Annotated in this window: 14 protein-coding genes and 1 pseudogene; 8 read left to right on the plus strand and 7 right to left on the minus strand. The window is 61.0% G+C overall.

Annotated features, from left to right (window positions below; genetic code table 11):
* From ACOHX0_RS20855 to ACOHX0_RS20865, 3 genes are all read left to right on the plus strand, one after another.
* Nucleotides 1–123 (plus strand): transposase (locus ACOHX0_RS20855; RefSeq protein WP_369693342.1); only part of this gene is annotated, 123 nt, incomplete at its 5' end.
* A 65-nt stretch (nt 124–188) separates the two neighbouring features.
* Nucleotides 189–1,586, plus strand: coding sequence for an MBL fold metallo-hydrolase (locus ACOHX0_RS20860; RefSeq protein WP_420679166.1), 1,398 nt, complete (start codon nt 189–191; stop codon nt 1,584–1,586).
* Entirely contained in the window at nt 1,583–2,047 is a 465-nt protein-coding gene (locus tag ACOHX0_RS20865; protein WP_420679167.1) for a protein tyrosine phosphatase family protein, read from the plus strand. The genes ACOHX0_RS20860 and ACOHX0_RS20865 overlap by 4 nt, the downstream gene beginning before the upstream one ends.
* Nucleotides 2,048–2,085: 38 nt before the next feature.
* Here ACOHX0_RS20865 and ACOHX0_RS20870 read toward each other — a convergent pair whose 3' ends face one another.
* The gene (locus ACOHX0_RS20870) at nt 2,086–2,394 is read right to left on the minus strand and encodes an ArsR/SmtB family transcription factor (protein WP_420679168.1); all 309 of its coding nucleotides are present in this window, start codon (nt 2,392–2,394) and stop codon (nt 2,086–2,088) included.
* Between the two features lie 101 nt (nt 2,395–2,495).
* Between ACOHX0_RS20870 and ACOHX0_RS20875 the strand changes: the two genes are divergently transcribed.
* The 4 genes from ACOHX0_RS20875 to ACOHX0_RS20890 are packed head-to-tail and all read left to right on the plus strand — an operon-like array spanning nt 2,496 to nt 6,075.
* Complete coding sequence (locus tag ACOHX0_RS20875; protein WP_420679169.1) at nt 2,496–2,918, plus strand: YeeE/YedE family protein; 423 nt, start codon at nt 2,496–2,498, stop codon at nt 2,916–2,918.
* Nucleotides 2,919–2,930: 12 nt separating this feature from the next.
* Complete coding sequence (locus ACOHX0_RS20880) at nt 2,931–3,371, plus strand: DUF6691 family protein (protein ID WP_420679170.1); 441 nt, start codon at nt 2,931–2,933, stop codon at nt 3,369–3,371.
* Nucleotides 3,371–4,288, plus strand: a complete 918-nt coding sequence (locus tag ACOHX0_RS20885; protein WP_420679171.1) for an MBL fold metallo-hydrolase — start codon at nt 3,371–3,373, stop codon at nt 4,286–4,288. The genes ACOHX0_RS20880 and ACOHX0_RS20885 overlap by 1 nt, the downstream gene beginning before the upstream one ends.
* A 53-nt stretch (nt 4,289–4,341) precedes the next feature.
* Nucleotides 4,342–6,075, plus strand: a complete 1,734-nt coding sequence (locus ACOHX0_RS20890) for a SulP family inorganic anion transporter (RefSeq protein WP_420679172.1) — start codon at nt 4,342–4,344, stop codon at nt 6,073–6,075.
* A gap of 188 nt (nt 6,076–6,263) precedes the next feature.
* Here ACOHX0_RS20890 and ACOHX0_RS20895 read toward each other — a convergent pair whose 3' ends face one another.
* From ACOHX0_RS20895 to ACOHX0_RS20915, 5 genes are all read right to left on the minus strand, one after another.
* On the minus strand, nt 6,264–7,199 hold the full coding sequence (locus ACOHX0_RS20895; RefSeq protein ID WP_420679173.1) for a tyrosine-type recombinase/integrase: 936 nt from the start codon (nt 7,197–7,199) through the stop codon (nt 6,264–6,266).
* Between the two features lie 379 nt (nt 7,200–7,578).
* The gene (locus tag ACOHX0_RS20900) at nt 7,579–8,433 is read right to left on the minus strand and encodes an SDR family oxidoreductase (protein ID WP_420679174.1); all 855 of its coding nucleotides are present in this window, start codon (nt 8,431–8,433) and stop codon (nt 7,579–7,581) included.
* Nucleotides 8,434–8,492: 59 nt separating this feature from the next.
* On the minus strand, nt 8,493–10,958 hold the full coding sequence (ligD, locus tag ACOHX0_RS20905) for a DNA ligase D (protein ID WP_420679175.1): 2,466 nt from the start codon (nt 10,956–10,958) through the stop codon (nt 8,493–8,495).
* Nucleotides 10,958–11,791 (minus strand): non-homologous end joining protein Ku, encoded by an 834-nt coding sequence (gene ku, locus ACOHX0_RS20910; protein ID WP_420679176.1) that lies wholly within the window; start codon nt 11,789–11,791, stop codon nt 10,958–10,960. Before ku ends, ligD begins: the two co-directional genes overlap by 1 nt.
* Nucleotides 11,792–12,017: 226 nt before the next feature.
* Entirely contained in the window at nt 12,018–12,506 is a 489-nt protein-coding gene (locus ACOHX0_RS20915) for a YciE/YciF ferroxidase family protein (protein ID WP_420679177.1), read from the minus strand.
* 371 nt (nt 12,507–12,877) lie between these two features.
* Here ACOHX0_RS20915 and ACOHX0_RS20920 point away from each other — a divergent pair.
* Nucleotides 12,878–13,635 (plus strand): IS5 family transposase gene (locus ACOHX0_RS20920; protein WP_420679178.1). Its coding sequence is split into 2 segments (ribosomal slippage): nt 12,878–13,199 and nt 13,199–13,635, totalling 759 coding nucleotides; the frame shifts between segments, so codons are not numbered across the junction.
* Nucleotides 13,636–14,254: 619 nt separating this feature from the next.
* Here ACOHX0_RS20920 and ACOHX0_RS20925 read toward each other — a convergent pair.
* A pseudogene (locus ACOHX0_RS20925) lies at nt 14,255–14,382 on the minus strand (IS5/IS1182 family transposase); the annotation flags it as partial.

The raw sequence follows: 14,382 nt of genomic DNA on the forward strand, positions 1-14,382 counted from the left end.
CGCATTGAGATCATGTTCGGAAGACTGAAGGATTGGCGGCGCGTGGCAACCCGCTACGACAGGTGCCCCAAGGTCTTTCTGTCGGCAATCGCGTTGGCAGCCCTCGTCATATACTGGCTATGAGTCCGGAGCCTAGCTAATGGGAACTTCTATTCCCGCTCCGTGTTGATTAGGCAAAGGAGGTTGCTATGACCCTGCGATTTGAACAGATTCTTGCCGATGGCGTTGCCGAATGCTCCTATCTGCTGGGCGATGACTCCGCTCATACCTGCGCCGTGGTGGACCCGCGCCCTGACGTTGACATCTACATCGAAACAGCACGCCGCTTCGGCATGGCGATCACCCATGTGTTTGAGACCCATATCCACGCCGATTTCCTCAGCGGTGCGCGCGAATTGGTGGACCGTCTCGGCGGGCAGGCAAAGCTCTATGTCAGCACCGAAGGCGGCGCAGAATACGGCTTTGACCATGAGGCGGTGCGCGACGGCGACGAATTCACCTTTGGCGGCATGCGGATGAAGGCGCGATTCACGCCCGGCCATACGCCCGAGCATATGTCCTACATGCTCTATGACGGCGAGAAGGACACGCCGTGGGGCGTGCTCTCGGGCGATGCGTTCTTCGTGGACAGCGTGGGGCGGCCGGATCTTCTGGGTGACGACGAGACCGAGGAACTGACCGAGAAGCTGTTCCACACGGTGCGCGACATCTTCATGGCACTGCCCGATGACGTGATCATCTATCCCTGTCATGGCGCGGGCTCAGCCTGCGGGCCTGATATCGGCGACCGTATGTCTTCGACCATCGGCTACGAGCGGCGATTCAACAGCTATGCCAAGATAGAAGACCTCGACGAATTCAAGGCTACGATACTGAACGACGCGCCGCCAGTGCCCTCGCACTACCCGCGTATGAAGAAGGTTAACACCAAGGGCCCGGAGGTGCTGCGCAACCTGCCGCGCATTCCGCCGATGACGGTGGAGGAGTATGCCAAGGTCGCCGAAGACGGTGCGCAACTGCTCGACGTGCGCGACATGATGAGCTTTGGCGGCGGCCATGTCAGCGGCAGTCTCAACATCGGCCTGCGCCCGGAACTGTCGGTCTGGGCTGGGTGGCTGCTCGATCCAGAGCGTCCGATCTATCTGGTTACGGAGGATGACGCCGCGGTGGACGACGCCCTGCGGCTGCTGTGGCGTACGGGGTTCACGGACTTCGGCGGCTATCTGGCGGGCGGCATGGCGGCTTGGCGCGAAGCCGGGCGCGTATTGGCGCAGATCCCGCAGATGTCGGTACATGAATTGAAGGACGCCGAAGACGTTACCCCGCTGGACGTGCGCAAGCCCGACGAATGGGACGGGGGCCAGATCCCCGGTGCGACCCATGCTTTTCTGGGCGAGCTGCGCAACAAGCTTGGCGACCTCGATAAATCCGCCCCCTACGCCACCTATTGCGCCAGCGGCTTCCGCGCCAGCATCGCGTCGAGCCTTCTGGCGGCCAATGGGTTCACCAACATCCGCAACGTGCCGGGAAGCTGGAAGGCTTGGACGGCCGCTGCCTATCCCACTGAAAAGGAGAATGAACAATGACGGACGGCGCGCAGAAGATCGCAACGATTGACCCGAACCACACTGTGGCGCTGTTCACGCCCAAGACCGAGACCTTGAAGCAAGCAGCTTCGGCGGGCGCGAAGTCTTTGGTGAACTTCCGCGCCGAAGGCGAAAAAGGGGGGCTGACGCCGGAGGAGGAGCGGCAGCAGGCAGAGCACCTGGGCCTGAACTACCTCCACCACCCGGTGACGACCGACAGTCTGGATGCAGCGCTTGTGGATGACTTCCGCCGGGCGCTGGATGATCTTCCGCAGCCGGTGTTCCTGCATTGCGCCTCGGGCAAACGTGCGGGCGCGATGACGCTGATGGCGCTGGCGGCTGACAAGGGCTGGGATGGCGAAACAGCGCTGCAAGAGGGCAAAGCGCGGGGTGTTGATCTGACGGAAGAGAAGATCGGCCAATTCGTCAAGTCCTATGCGGATGACAAGGCCAACGCTTGAGAGCGCTCAGCGCGCCTGGTTGCCCTGGGCACGCGGCCTCACTCTTTACGGGCGCAGTAGAGTTTGTGCAGCGTTTCCAGCACGGCGACGGCCTCATGGGCCTTCACGCTGTAATAGATCGTCTGGCCGGCCCGGCGGGCCTCGACCAATCCGGCCTCTTTCAGCTTTTTCAACTGCTGCGACATGGTGGATTGTGAAACCCCACAAACTCGGGCGAGATCGCCCACCGATTTTTCGCCCTCCAGCAGACGGCAGAGAATCTGCAAACGCGCCTCGGAGGCCAGCATCGACATCAATGTCGCTGCCCCCGCGATATCGCCGTCGAGAAAGTCGTCTGCGTCTTTCATATTGCGCTCATTGAATATTACGCATGTCGAATATATAGATCTAAGGCAACTAATACAAGGCCAACCCTAAATGTCCGGCAGGCAGATCATGGGGATGGAACATGGTAACTGAATTCACCCCTTGGCTGTCGCTCGGCGGCGGCATGATGATCGGGGCTTCGGCGGTGCTGCTGATGGCCACCAACGGGCGCATCGCGGGCGTCAGCGGCCTGTCAGCCAATATTTTCACCCGCAGCGGCGACGGTGAGGCCCGCGGGGTCTCGGCACTGTTCGTGTTGGGGCTGCTGCTCGCCGCGCCGCTGTGGCTCTTAGTCTCGGGCGGTTGGCCGCAGCAGCGGGTACCGTCGAGCCCGGTTCTGATGGCAGTTGCTGGTCTGCTGGTCGGCTTCGGCGCGAGCTATGGCAACGGCTGCACCTCAGGCCACGGGGTCTGCGGGATCAGCCGAGGCTCGGCCCGTTCGATCGTGGCAACCGTCACCTTCATGGCGACGGCCTTCGTGACCGTCTTCGTCATGGCCATCTGATCGGAGCCTGACATGAAACAGATTTTCGCGCTTCTCTCCGGCCTGGTCTTCAGCCTCGGTCTGATTATCTCCGGCATGGCCAACCCGGCGAAGGTTCTGAACTTCCTGGATGTCTTCGGCACATGGGACGCGAGCCTCGCCTTCGTCATGGGCGGTGCCATTGCCGTCACGGCACCGGGCTTCGCCCTGCTGTTCCGCAGCCGCCAGACGCCGCTGTTCGACAGCACCTTCCGCGTGCCCACACGCAACGACTTGGAGCCAAAGCTACTTACCGGGGCGGCGATCTTTGGCATCGGCTGGGGGTTGGGCGGTTTTTGCCCCGGCCCAGCACTGACCGCATTGCCCGTGGCTGCGACCGGCACGCTGATTTTCGTGCCCTTCATGCTCGCAGGCATGTGGGCCGCGCGCCATACGCCTGACATTACACCCAATGCAAATAATGGAGCCGCATAATGAGCGATCCGCTCAACTCTCCCGTCGTCCTCCACTCCCCCTCGACCGGAGCCGGCAGCCCCGATGTCTGGGGAATCTACGAGCCTGACACCGGGCCGATCCAATATATCTGCGCCGATCCGGCGACGAAGAAGGCGGCGCTGATCGATGTGGTGTGGAACTTCAACCCGAAAAACTACCGTTTCTCGACCGAGAGCATGGATCAGGTATTGCACCTTGTGCAGGCAAATGATCTGACCGTGGAATGGGTGCTCGATACCCATCCCCATGCAGATCACGTCATGGCCTCGGCCCAACTGAAGGAACGCACGGGCGCGCCCAATGCGATCGGCGCGCTGGTGCCGGAGATCGCCAAGATCTGGGCCGACCTCTACAACCTGCCCGAAGCCTTCGACCCGGACCGGGATTTCGACCATTTGTTTCAGGAAGGCGAGACCTTCAAGATCGGCGAGTTGGACGTGAAGGTGATGCTTTCGCCCGGCCACACGCTGGGCTCGATCTCCTATGTCTGTGACGATGCGGCCTTCGTGCATGACACGCTGATGCAGCCCGATGCCGGTACCTCGCGCTCAGATTTCCCGGGCGGCACGACGGCGGAGCTTTGGGACTCGATTCAAGACATACTCGCCCTGCCCGGCAACACCAGGCTCTTCGTTGGCCATGACTATGGCACCAAGGAGCGCAAAGAGCCGATGTGGGAAGCCACCGTCGATGAGCACAAGGCCCACAACATCCACGTCAAGGACGGCACCCAGCGCGAGGAATATATCCAGCGTCGTCAGACCCGCGATGCGACACTTTCGCTGCCCAACCGCATCCTCGCGGCATTGCAAATCAACCTGCGCGGCGGGCGGCTGCCCCCGGCTGAAGATGACGGTAATCACGACCTGAAGTTGCCGGCAAACCGGTTCGACTGAGCCTGCCCGGGCGGCTCTTCGGGGCAGCCCTTTGATCTGACGGATACCCTGACATGACCCTGCCCCCGCTCGCGCGCTACCTGCCGATCCTCGACTGGGGACGGCGCTATGACCGTGCCCAGTTCACCGGCGATATGGTCGCCGCCGTGATCGTGACGATCATGCTGATCCCGCAGTCGCTCGCCTACGCTCTGCTGGCGGGTATGCCGCCCGAGGCCGGGATCTATGCCTCCATCGCGCCGATCGTTCTTTATGCGGTCTTCGGCACCAGCCGGGCGCTGGCGGTCGGGCCGGTGGCCGTGGTCTCGCTGATGACGGCGGCGGCGGTGGGCAATATCGCCGAGAGCGGGACGGCGGGATATGTGACGGCGGCGCTGACGCTGGCGTTTCTCTCGGGCGCGATGCTGTTGGCCCTGGGCCTGTTTCGGCTGGGTTTTCTGGCGAACTTCCTGTCCCATCCGGTGATCGCGGGGTTCATCACCGCCTCCGGGATTCTGATCGCAGCCGGCCAGTTGCGGCATATTCTGGGGATCAAGGCCGAGGGGCATAATCTCGTGGAAATTCTCGCCAGTCTCTGGGCGCATCTGGGTGAGGTGAACCCTATCACTCTGGTGCTGGGCGTGACGGCGACGGCGTTCCTGTTCTGGGTCCGCGGCGGGCTGAAGCCTTTGCTGAACCGCATGGGGCTGGGGCCGCGCATGGCGGATATCGGAGCCAAGATGGGGCCGGTGCTGGCGATCGTGGCCACCACGCTGGCGGTCTGGGCCTTCGATCTGGGCGCGAAGGGTGTAGCGATCGTAGGCGAGGTGCCGCAGAGCCTGCCACCTCTCACCCTGCCCTCCTTCTCGCCCGATCTGCTGTCGCAACTTTTCGTCCCGGCGCTGCTGATCTCCGTCATCGGCTTTGTCGAGAGCATCTCGGTCGCGCAGACCCTCGCGGCCAAGAAACGCCAGCGGATCGACCCGGATCAGGAGCTGATCGGGCTCGGCAGCGCCAACCTCGGCGCCGCCTTCACCGGGGGCTTCCCGGTCACGGGGGGCTTCTCGCGCTCGGTGGTGAATTTCGATGCGGGCGCCAAGACCCCGGCTGCCGGGGCCTTCACGGCCGTGGGTCTGGCGCTTGCGGCGCTGTTCCTGACCCCGCTGATCTACTTCCTCCCCAAGACCACCCTGGCCGCCACGATCATCGTGGCGGTCCTGAGCCTCGTCGATTTCTCGATCCTGAAACGCGCCTGGGCCTTCAGCCATGCCGATTTCGCCGCCGTCAGCGTGACCATCCTGCTGACGCTGCTCTTCGGGGTCGAAGCCGGGGTGACCGCTGGCGTTGTGACCTCGATCCTGGTGCATCTCTACAAGACCTCGCGGCCCCACATGGCCGTAGTGGGCCGGGTGCGCGGGACCGAGCATTTCCGCAACGTGCTGCGCCACGAGGTCGAAACCCAGCTCCATGTGCTGAGCTTGCGGGTCGACGAAAGTCTTTATTTCCCCAATGCACGCTTTCTGGAGGATCAACTGTCGGGCTATGCCGCCGACAAGCCCGAGTTGACCGACGTCGTGCTGATGTTCCCGGCGGTAAATGAGATCGACCTCTCGGCGCTGGAATCCCTCGAGGCGATCAACAAGCGGCTCAAGGACGCAGGGGTCCGGTTGCATTTGAGTGAGGTGAAGGGCCCGGTGATGGACCGGCTGAAACGCAGCCATTTCTTGGAGGAACTGACCGGTGAGGTTTTCCTCAGCCAGCATGAGGCCGCCATTCGCCTTACTCAAGCGAGTGACCCAAATGCATGAGGATACAATTCTCGAGCACTCTAGCCACCAAAACCATTCTTTGGGGCCCGCGCGCTCCCGATCAAAAATGGGAGACCACGCGGCCGCACGATGTTGTTAGACGATGCATGAGAAAGGAGGGCTACAATGCCGTTTACTGATGGTGCAGCGCACGAGGATGCAACAAATAACTCGAACTATATATCCGCTTAGCTGCCGTCTACTCGAGTCGCAGCGAAAGTCCGGTTTCCTGAAGGGTTTTCGACGGGGGCCGCGGCGCGACGATGGCGGCTGGGAGGCGGCGGCCCGCGTTGACAAACCTCGGAAGGAGGAAGCCGCGGGGGCCTGGATCGGGCTATGGGGAAAGTGTGGCGAGGACTGAAGCGACGGCTGCGATTTTGTTGCCGCGTAAGCCGTTCTAGTGGCTTAGATCTGACAAGGACGCTGTGGCGGAGCGTGTGCAGCGTTGCCGCCTTCTTGATGCCCGCCATGTGCTTGGCCGAGGTGAACGCCCGTTTCAACTGACGTGGTGACAGTGGATTGATCTTCGGCTTTCCCGGGAAGAGCCATCCCTCCGGACGGGACTCGCGCCAGTGTTCGCGCAGCAACGCAAGCAGGTTGGGCGACAGCATCGCCTTACGATCCCGCCCGCCCTTTCCATCATCGACATGGATCAGCATATGGTCGCTGTCGATGTCCGTGACCTTGAGGTTGCATACGTCGGAGGCGCGCAGACCGGCTCCGTAGCTGATGCCAAGGACGGCACGATACTTGAGCCCGGGGCCGGGAACTGCGGCTAACAGATCGGCCACCTCCTCGACACTAAGCGCCACGGGCAGTTTGCGGGGCTTGCGGTGGAACTGCATGAAGCGCTTCATCTCTTCGCGCCCGCAGGTCACACCGAAGAAGAACCGCAAGGAAATGATCCGAACGTTGACGGTACTGGCTGATACTCCGTCTTCAGTCATCTTCAACTGATACGACCGCAGCTCCTCGGGTGTCGCCGTATCGGGTGATCGGCCAAGAAAGGCCGCGAAGTGCTTCACGTTATGGATATGGACCTTCTGGGTCTTCTCCGCCAGACCCCGGATGTTCATGTCTTCGATCATCCGCTGGCGCAGCCGGGTCACTCTCTCCTCTGTCATGGGAGCCTCCTGTCTGATGATTGAGAAGGCCCCAATCGTCAGGCAGGTTGTTTAGCCAACCAACTGTGCCTCATTATGGGCGTCGCGCGCCCTTGGCTACGAGCGCCAATGCCGTGGAGCGGCTTAGTCCTTCCGCCCTTTTCACCATGTTCTTCGCGGTCGCGGCAGGAACTGCGCGAGTGCGGCAAACGGCAGAAAGGTCCGGCGCCTTACCTGTTTACAAACTAGGCAGCGAACGGCGCTGGTTCCCGAAGCGGCCACTTGCGACCAGCGCGGCACACTTCATAAACTGCAGTCGGCCCGCTTTCTTCCGTCCGGCGGCCGGAGTTTAACCCGCCGTTGACAGACCGCTGTTTGTCCCTCCTCCATCTGCCCTCGGTCAGCCGCCAATCAAATCCCCCCCGTTCGGATGCAGCACCTGGCCCGTGAAATAAGATCCATCTTCGCAGGCCAAAAACAGCATAGCAGGCGCTACCTCGTTCGGCTGGCCGGGGCGGCCGAGTGGCGCAGATTGGCCAAAATCCTCCACCTTGTCCGGAGGAAAGGATGCGGGGATCAGAGGTGTCCAGATCGGGCCGGGCGCCACGCCGTTCACGCGGATTCCCTCGGGCGCCAACTTGGACGACATGGCACGCACGAAGGACAGGATCGCGCCCTTGCTGGACGCATAATCAATCAGCAGATCCTGCCCCCGGTAGGCGGTCACGGAAGTTGTGCAGATGATCGACGCGCCCTTTTCAAGATGGGGGAGTGCTGCCTGAACCATGAAAAACTGCCCGCCCAGATTGGTGCGGAAAGTGCGGAAGAGCTGTTCTTCGGAAATCTCGGTGACCTCCTCCCGCGCATGCTGTTCGGCAGCGTTGCAGATCAGCACGTTCAGGCGGCCGAACTGGTCCAAGGTTTGCCTCAGCACCTCGTCGCAGAACGATTTGCTGCCAACGTCGCCTGCCAGCAGAAGCGCCTTGCGGCCCTCGTCTTCCACAAGGCTGCGGGTCTTCTCCGCGTCGTCATGTTCATCCAGGTAAACAATGACCACGTCCGCGCCTTCGCGTGCAAACAGAACCGCGGTGGCCCGTCCAATACCCGAATCCCCCCCAGTGATGACCGCGACCTTGTCCTTCAGCCGCCCCGATCCAGGATAGCGCGGCATGTATTCCGGAGGGGGATCCATGCGGGATTCCAGTCCTGGCTGACGATCCTTGGTCTTCATCTTGTCGAGGTCTTTCGGGTCCATGGGCTTACTCATTCCCTAATAGTCAAAACCGGCGCTACAGCTTGTGTCACTGCGGGTATTCAGTCTTCACCGACTTGCCGCTCCAGCGCGCGGATGACGCCGTTGGACAGGGTCTGCATGTTCTCCTGCACGGCCAAAGCGGGGCAAGGTGCCTCCATACGCGCCGCCATATCTCCAATCGTAAACGCATTGGGGGCATCCAGCTTCTGCAATTCGCCCCACGTCACCGGAACCGCCACCGGAGCGCCTGGGCGGGCCCTGAGAGAATAGGGTGCAACGGAGGTTGCTCCGCGCTCGTTGCGCAGCCAGTCGATAAAGATCCGGCCGCGGCGCTTGGCCTTGGACATCGAAGCGGTGAATTGTTCCCGATGGCGGGCAGCCATCAAATGGGCAAAGGTTTTGGCAAAAAGCTTCACAGTCTCCCAGCCGCGTGTGCGGCGCAGCGCGGTCCAGACGTGGACGCCCTTTCCCCCGGTGACAATAGCGCCTGTCTCCAGGCCCAGCTCCTGCAGCGCGTTTCTAATTGTCACAGCGCCGGCGCGCACCTCCGACCAATCCAGCCCCTCGTCCGGATCCAGGTCGAAGACCAAGCGGTCGGGCCGGTCCTGCCGGTCCTGGCGGACGCCCCAGACATGGAATTCAAGCGTGCCCATCTGTGCTGCTGCCACCAAGCTCTCGGCCCGGGTGGCATAGAGGTAGGTTTCCGTGTTTCCGCCGCTTTCTTCGATCTCCACCCGGCCAAGCTCGGGGGGCATTCCGCCATTGTCATGTTTCTGAAAAAAGCATTGGCCGCCGAGTCCGGAAGGGCAGCGGAACAGCGAGAGCGGGCGCCGGCCGATCAAATTGACCATACGGGAGCCGACACGGTCATAGTGGCGGGCCACATCACCCTTGGTGCAGTGGGCATCAGGAAAAACTTGCCGGCCGGCGCTGGTGATCCGGATGCCGCCAATTTCGGCCTCGTTATTCTGTGCCATTGCCCTCTCCATCCTAACCTGACCGGCGTCCTTGTCCTCGCGCAGCCCCAGGAATGCACCATGCCGGATATGGCCATCGGCGGTGAACTCGCTGAACTCAACCTCGGCCACCAGCTCGGGGCGAAGCCAGACTGCTTCACCCGCGATACGGGCCGGGACGTTTTCGGCCGGCGGTGTCTTGCGCACGGTGAAAGCGGCGGCCAGCTGGTCCATCGCGGTCTCGGAGAACCCTGTGCCAACGCGCCCCATATAGCGCAGTTCGCCGCCGTCATTGGCGGCCATGAGCAAAGAGGCGAAGGGCCGTCCTTTCTTGTCCGAGGGGCTGTAGCCCACGATCACGAATTCCTGCCGCCGGGTGCATTTGACCTTTAACCACGCCTTGCTGCGCCGCCCGCGGTAGGGAGCATCTATGCGTTTGCAAATGATCCCTTCGGCTTTGGCCTCGCAGGCAGCTGCGAAGACCTGAGCTCCATTGCCGATAACGTGGCTGCTCATCCGGAGGGGACCGTCCGGGGGCTGGCCAGACAGCAACTGGGCCAGCCGCTCACGGCGGCCGAGCTGGCCCTTCACGGTCAAATCGCCGCCGTCCACGCGGAGAAGGTCGAAGGCGAAGAAAACCAGGGCGCCTTTCTCTTTCAGGGCCCGTTGCAGCGAGGAGAAGGCCGAGCCTTCGACACGGGCAGCCATGACCTCGCCGTCGATCAGTGCGGTATCACAAGGCAGGCGGTCAAAGGCCGCAGCCAGCCCGCCGAACTTCTCCGTCCAGTCCTTGCCTGAGCGGGTATAGAGCCGAGCTCCGCCCTTGCCGAGGGCGGCGAGGCAGCGGTAGCCGTCGAATTTCGTCTCATGCAGCCAATCATCGCCTGCAGGGGCTTGACCCACTAGTGTGGCCAACTGCGGCTTGACGAAAGCCGGCCGTTTCCCGCGACGTTTGACGGATGAGGTTTCCGGCTCCGCAGGGGCGGCATTTTCGGCGATCTGTTCCATCTTGCGCCCAGTCTTTACTGAGGTAGTAAACCCCGCCGTCAGCGCGTCCGGATCATCTTGGGCGTAGTCGTCGCGTTCCTTGATCAGCAGCCAGTTTTCCCGTTTCCCGCCCTTCTTCTGGTGCATCCGGATCAGGGTCCAGCCACCCTGCATCCGGCTGCCCTGAAGAGTGATCTTAATCTTGCCCTTGTCCAGACCCTGCTCAACATCCTCTTGCGGCGTCCAGGTGCCGTCGTCCCACAGCATCACGGTGCCGCCGCCATAATCACCCTTGGGGATGGAACCCTCGAAATCGGCATAGTCGAGCGGGTGATCCTCGGTGCGCACGGCCAGCCGTTTCTCTGCGGGATCAGGCGATGGGCCTTTGGTGACGGCCCAACTCAACAGCACGCCGTCCCATTCCAGGCGGAAGTCGTAATGCAGACGGCTGGCGGCGTGCTTCTGAACGATGAACCGGCGGGTTTCGCCTCCAGCAGCCGCGATGCGGCCCATCGGCTCATCTGTACGCGAGAAATCGCGTCTGTCGTTGTATTCGGAAAGCCGGTCAGGCGCGCGAGGCATCACGACACCTTTTTACGCTTCGGCTTTTTCTTATCCGTTGCCTTGGCGTTGTTCAGGCTTTGCTTGAGCGCGCTCATCAGGTCGACGACATTGCCGTCTTGGCTGGCGGTGCGTTCGCTGTCATCGAGCGCGCGCGGGGCCTTTCTGTCCTTACGCTTGGCTTCCAGAAGATCATGCAGCGCTTCGGCGTATTTATCGGAATAGGCGCTGGCATCAAAAGACGCGCTTTTGCGTTCGATGAGCGACGTGGCTACCTCCAGCAATTCGGCATCGGCCTTGGCGTCCGCTATTCCTGTGAACACCTGCTCGGCCTCTCGCAGTTCGTCTTCATAATGCAGCGTCTCCAGAAGCAGCCCGTCGCCGCAGGGTTTGACTGCCGCCAGATGCTCCTTGCCCCGCATCGTGATCTGCCCCAACCCTACCTTGTTGGACTGACGAAGCGCATCGCGGACGACGCGGTAGGCGTCCTCGGCCAGATCGTCGGTTGGGGAGACGTAATAGGGTTTATTGAAATAGATCGGGGGAATTTCGCAGGTATCGACAAATTGGACCAGTTCGAAGGTCTTCTTTGTCTCCAGCTTGATCGCGTCAATCTCTTCGGGATCAATCAGCAGATATTCATCTTCCCCGATCTCGTATCCTTTGGCTATGTCCGAGGGGTCCACGGGGCCGACGCCCGGCACGGTTTTTTGATAACGCACTTTCTTACCCGTGGGGGTATGTATTTGGCGAAAGGACACCCGCGAGCCGCTCTTGGTGGCCGAGTAGATCTCGACGGGAATTGAGACCAGCGACAGACGGATCTGGCCTTTCCAAACTGCGCGAGGAGCCATCGGATTTCCTTGTTTTGCTGAAGGGCCCAACCTTTGGCAGAGCAACGCCGTTCCGCGATGGTGTTCCGCTGATCCGGAGGAGATGCCGTGTGTCGCCGCCCCCGGGGAAGGTCAGCACCCTGCGGCTAAGTGCAGCCAGTTCCGGACAACTGAGTTTTTCAGGTCTGACCAAGACTGGCAGCCGCACGGCGCCGGAGGGGCGGAACGTGCATCAGAAGCTAGCTCGTCAGTTGGCCGCATCCACGTTACGGGAGCGCTCAGCCAGTTCCGTCATATAGTCATCGGATTCATATATCCGGTCGAGCGCCTGATCCAATTCACGGGCGGCGCTGTCTTCCCTTAGTGCCTCCGCAAATGCCTTCGCGGTGCCGAATCCCGCAATGCCATAGTGGCACATGCGCTGATACTGGGCGATAATTGCGACGTCCCGGGCTGCGCCCTGAAGGTCTGAATCAAGCGCATGCTTTTTTGCTTCTTTCACCAATCCTTCCATGCCCTTGCAATGTTCCTTCTTGGCTTCCCCGCCAATATCGGACAGAAGCGATTTAAGCTGGGAAGCGTGTTGGGAAATCCCTTCTCTAGATTTTCGCAGGCGCTCCGCCAGAGATTGATCACTCGCTTTCTGGGCCATCTGGCCAACCACTTCCTGCATCTGCTCATTTGCGGACCAGAGGTCCTGAAGCTCTTCCTTGTACAGGTTCTTCAGATCAGACATGTCGTTCTCCTTTCGCGGTTGCAAATGGTCCTATTCTGGCGAGACAGGCGGCGGAGCCGAAGGGTTTGCCCGCCGCACTTGCCGATCAGCCGGGGGCCGATGGCTCCAACCAGCGTTCGTCTGGCGAGTTTGTGATCCCAGAAATACGGTTCTCCCATGTAACAGTGGACTGCAGCAGGCAGTGCATCTCATTACCAGAAACCATCAAAGTTATGTCACAGTTCCCTGCTCAAATCATTTTTCTACAATTATGCAGCAACTACAGGCGGCAATTCGCCTACAGGTTCACGCGTTAAATATATGACTAGGCTCAGGACCCATTGATTTCCGTTTGGCCGCGTGATTCACGGTGCTCAAAACGAGCGGTGAACATGTCTGACCTTTTCTGGCTGAGCGACGAGCAGATGGCCCGTCTGAAACCCTTCTTCCCAAAGTCCCACGGGAAGCCTCGCGTTGACGACCGTCGGGTCTTGAGTGGGATTATCTTCATCAACCGCAATGGGTTGCGCTGGCGTGATGCGCCCAAGGAATACGGCCCGCACAAGACGCTCTACAATCGCTGGAAGCGGTGGAGCGACAAGGGCATCTTCGCCGAGATGCTGATGGGTTTGGCTGCTGATAATGGTGAAGAGAAGACGGTCATGATCGACGCAACATATCTCAAAGCTCATCGCACGGCGTCCAGCCTTGCGGTGAAAAAGGGGGACGTGGCCGTCTGATTGGTCGAACCAAGGGCGGCATGAACACAAAGCTGCACGCCATCTGCGACAGCCAAGGGCGTCCTCTGGATCTCTTTGTGACTGCCGGACAAGTCAGCGATTACATCGGCGCACGTGCTCTCGTTGGCAGCCTACCAAAGGTAGATTGGCTGCTCGGGGATCGTGGCTATGATGCCAACTGGTTCCGAGATGCGTTGAAAGACAAAGGGATACGCGCCTGCATCCCAGGTCGAAAGCAACGAAAGACGACAGTTCGATACGACAAGCGCCGTTACAAACGACGTAACCGCATTGAGATCATGTTCGGAAGACTGAAGGATTGGCGGCGCGTGGCAACCCGCTACGACAGGTGCCCCAAGGTCTTTCTGTCGGCAATCGCGTTGGCAGCCCTCGTCATATACTGGCTATGAGTCCTGAGCCTAACCGAAACCGTAGGAACGGTAGTAGAAGTTGACTTGGAGAAGGGCCCTTCTCCAAGTCTTCTCACCCGTTTGAGACTTGGAGGGTAAAAAGTTATGCAACGTATGAGTTCTGGACGCCGCCCCGATACGCAGTGGGGGCGCGAGGATGGCCGCCGCCACGGCGGACGTGCACAGCGTCACCAAGGCCACTACGGCGATGACCGCCGCGACTATGCCGCCTATGACGAGGCCTATAACCAGGACGGCCGGTATTCAAACCCCGGCGGCCCGGCCCTTTTCCAGGGGGAGGAAGAAGCCTATGGTCGGCAGCGGGGAGATTACCGCAGAGCGGATGACTACGCCCCTTATGGCGGATCCCGCAGACCGGAGCAGTACGGCTACGATGACGACTTTCAGCCCCGTGGCCGGCGCGGCGGCTCGCAGGACTATTCTTATGAATATGGTCCTGAAACAGAGCGGGCTTTAGCCCGCGGCAGAAGCTGGGATCCGCAGGCCAGCCACCCCTACGACCGGGGCTATGGATATGACCAGGGGCGCGTGGGGGACCCGGGAGGGCATTGTTGCAGAACTCGCTCTTGAGGCCTGACTACCCCTGTCCCTTCTGAGCTTAGGCGACACGGACGATCTCGGCGGCGCCGAGTGCATTGAAGCGGTTGATGAGGGCGATACGGATGTGGATTTCGGCGGTTTGGCGGTCAGGGTCTCTTGCAGCGATGCGCTCGCCGAATGCTTTCA

The organism is Cribrihabitans pelagius (assembly GCF_048820915.1).
In the GTDB taxonomy this organism is placed as follows: domain Bacteria; phylum Pseudomonadota; class Alphaproteobacteria; order Rhodobacterales; family Rhodobacteraceae; genus Cribrihabitans_A; species Cribrihabitans_A pelagius.

Excerpts from the sequence above, each read along its gene's own strand:
- ACOHX0_RS20860 (WP_420679166.1), top strand. The coding sequence starts at position 189 with ATGACCCTGCGATTTGAACAGATTCTTGCCGATGGCGTTGCCGAATGC.
- ACOHX0_RS20865 (WP_420679167.1), top strand. The coding sequence starts at position 1,583 with ATGACGGACGGCGCGCAGAAGATCGCAACGATTGACCCGAACCACACT.
- ACOHX0_RS20870 (WP_420679168.1), bottom strand. The coding sequence starts at position 2,394 with ATGAAAGACGCAGACGACTTTCTCGACGGCGATATCGCGGGGGCAGCG.
- ACOHX0_RS20875 (WP_420679169.1), top strand. The coding sequence starts at position 2,496 with ATGGTAACTGAATTCACCCCTTGGCTGTCGCTCGGCGGCGGCATGATG.
- ACOHX0_RS20880 (WP_420679170.1), top strand. The coding sequence starts at position 2,931 with ATGAAACAGATTTTCGCGCTTCTCTCCGGCCTGGTCTTCAGCCTCGGT.
- ACOHX0_RS20885 (WP_420679171.1), top strand. The coding sequence starts at position 3,371 with ATGAGCGATCCGCTCAACTCTCCCGTCGTCCTCCACTCCCCCTCGACC.
- ACOHX0_RS20890 (WP_420679172.1), top strand. The coding sequence starts at position 4,342 with ATGACCCTGCCCCCGCTCGCGCGCTACCTGCCGATCCTCGACTGGGGA.
- ACOHX0_RS20895 (WP_420679173.1), bottom strand. The coding sequence starts at position 7,199 with ATGACAGAGGAGAGAGTGACCCGGCTGCGCCAGCGGATGATCGAAGAC.
- ACOHX0_RS20900 (WP_420679174.1), bottom strand. The coding sequence starts at position 8,433 with ATGGACCCGAAAGACCTCGACAAGATGAAGACCAAGGATCGTCAGCCA.
- ligD (WP_420679175.1), bottom strand. The coding sequence starts at position 10,958 with ATGCCTCGCGCGCCTGACCGGCTTTCCGAATACAACGACAGACGCGAT.
- ku (WP_420679176.1), bottom strand. The coding sequence starts at position 11,791 with ATGGCTCCTCGCGCAGTTTGGAAAGGCCAGATCCGTCTGTCGCTGGTC.
- ACOHX0_RS20915 (WP_420679177.1), bottom strand. The coding sequence starts at position 12,506 with ATGTCTGATCTGAAGAACCTGTACAAGGAAGAGCTTCAGGACCTCTGG.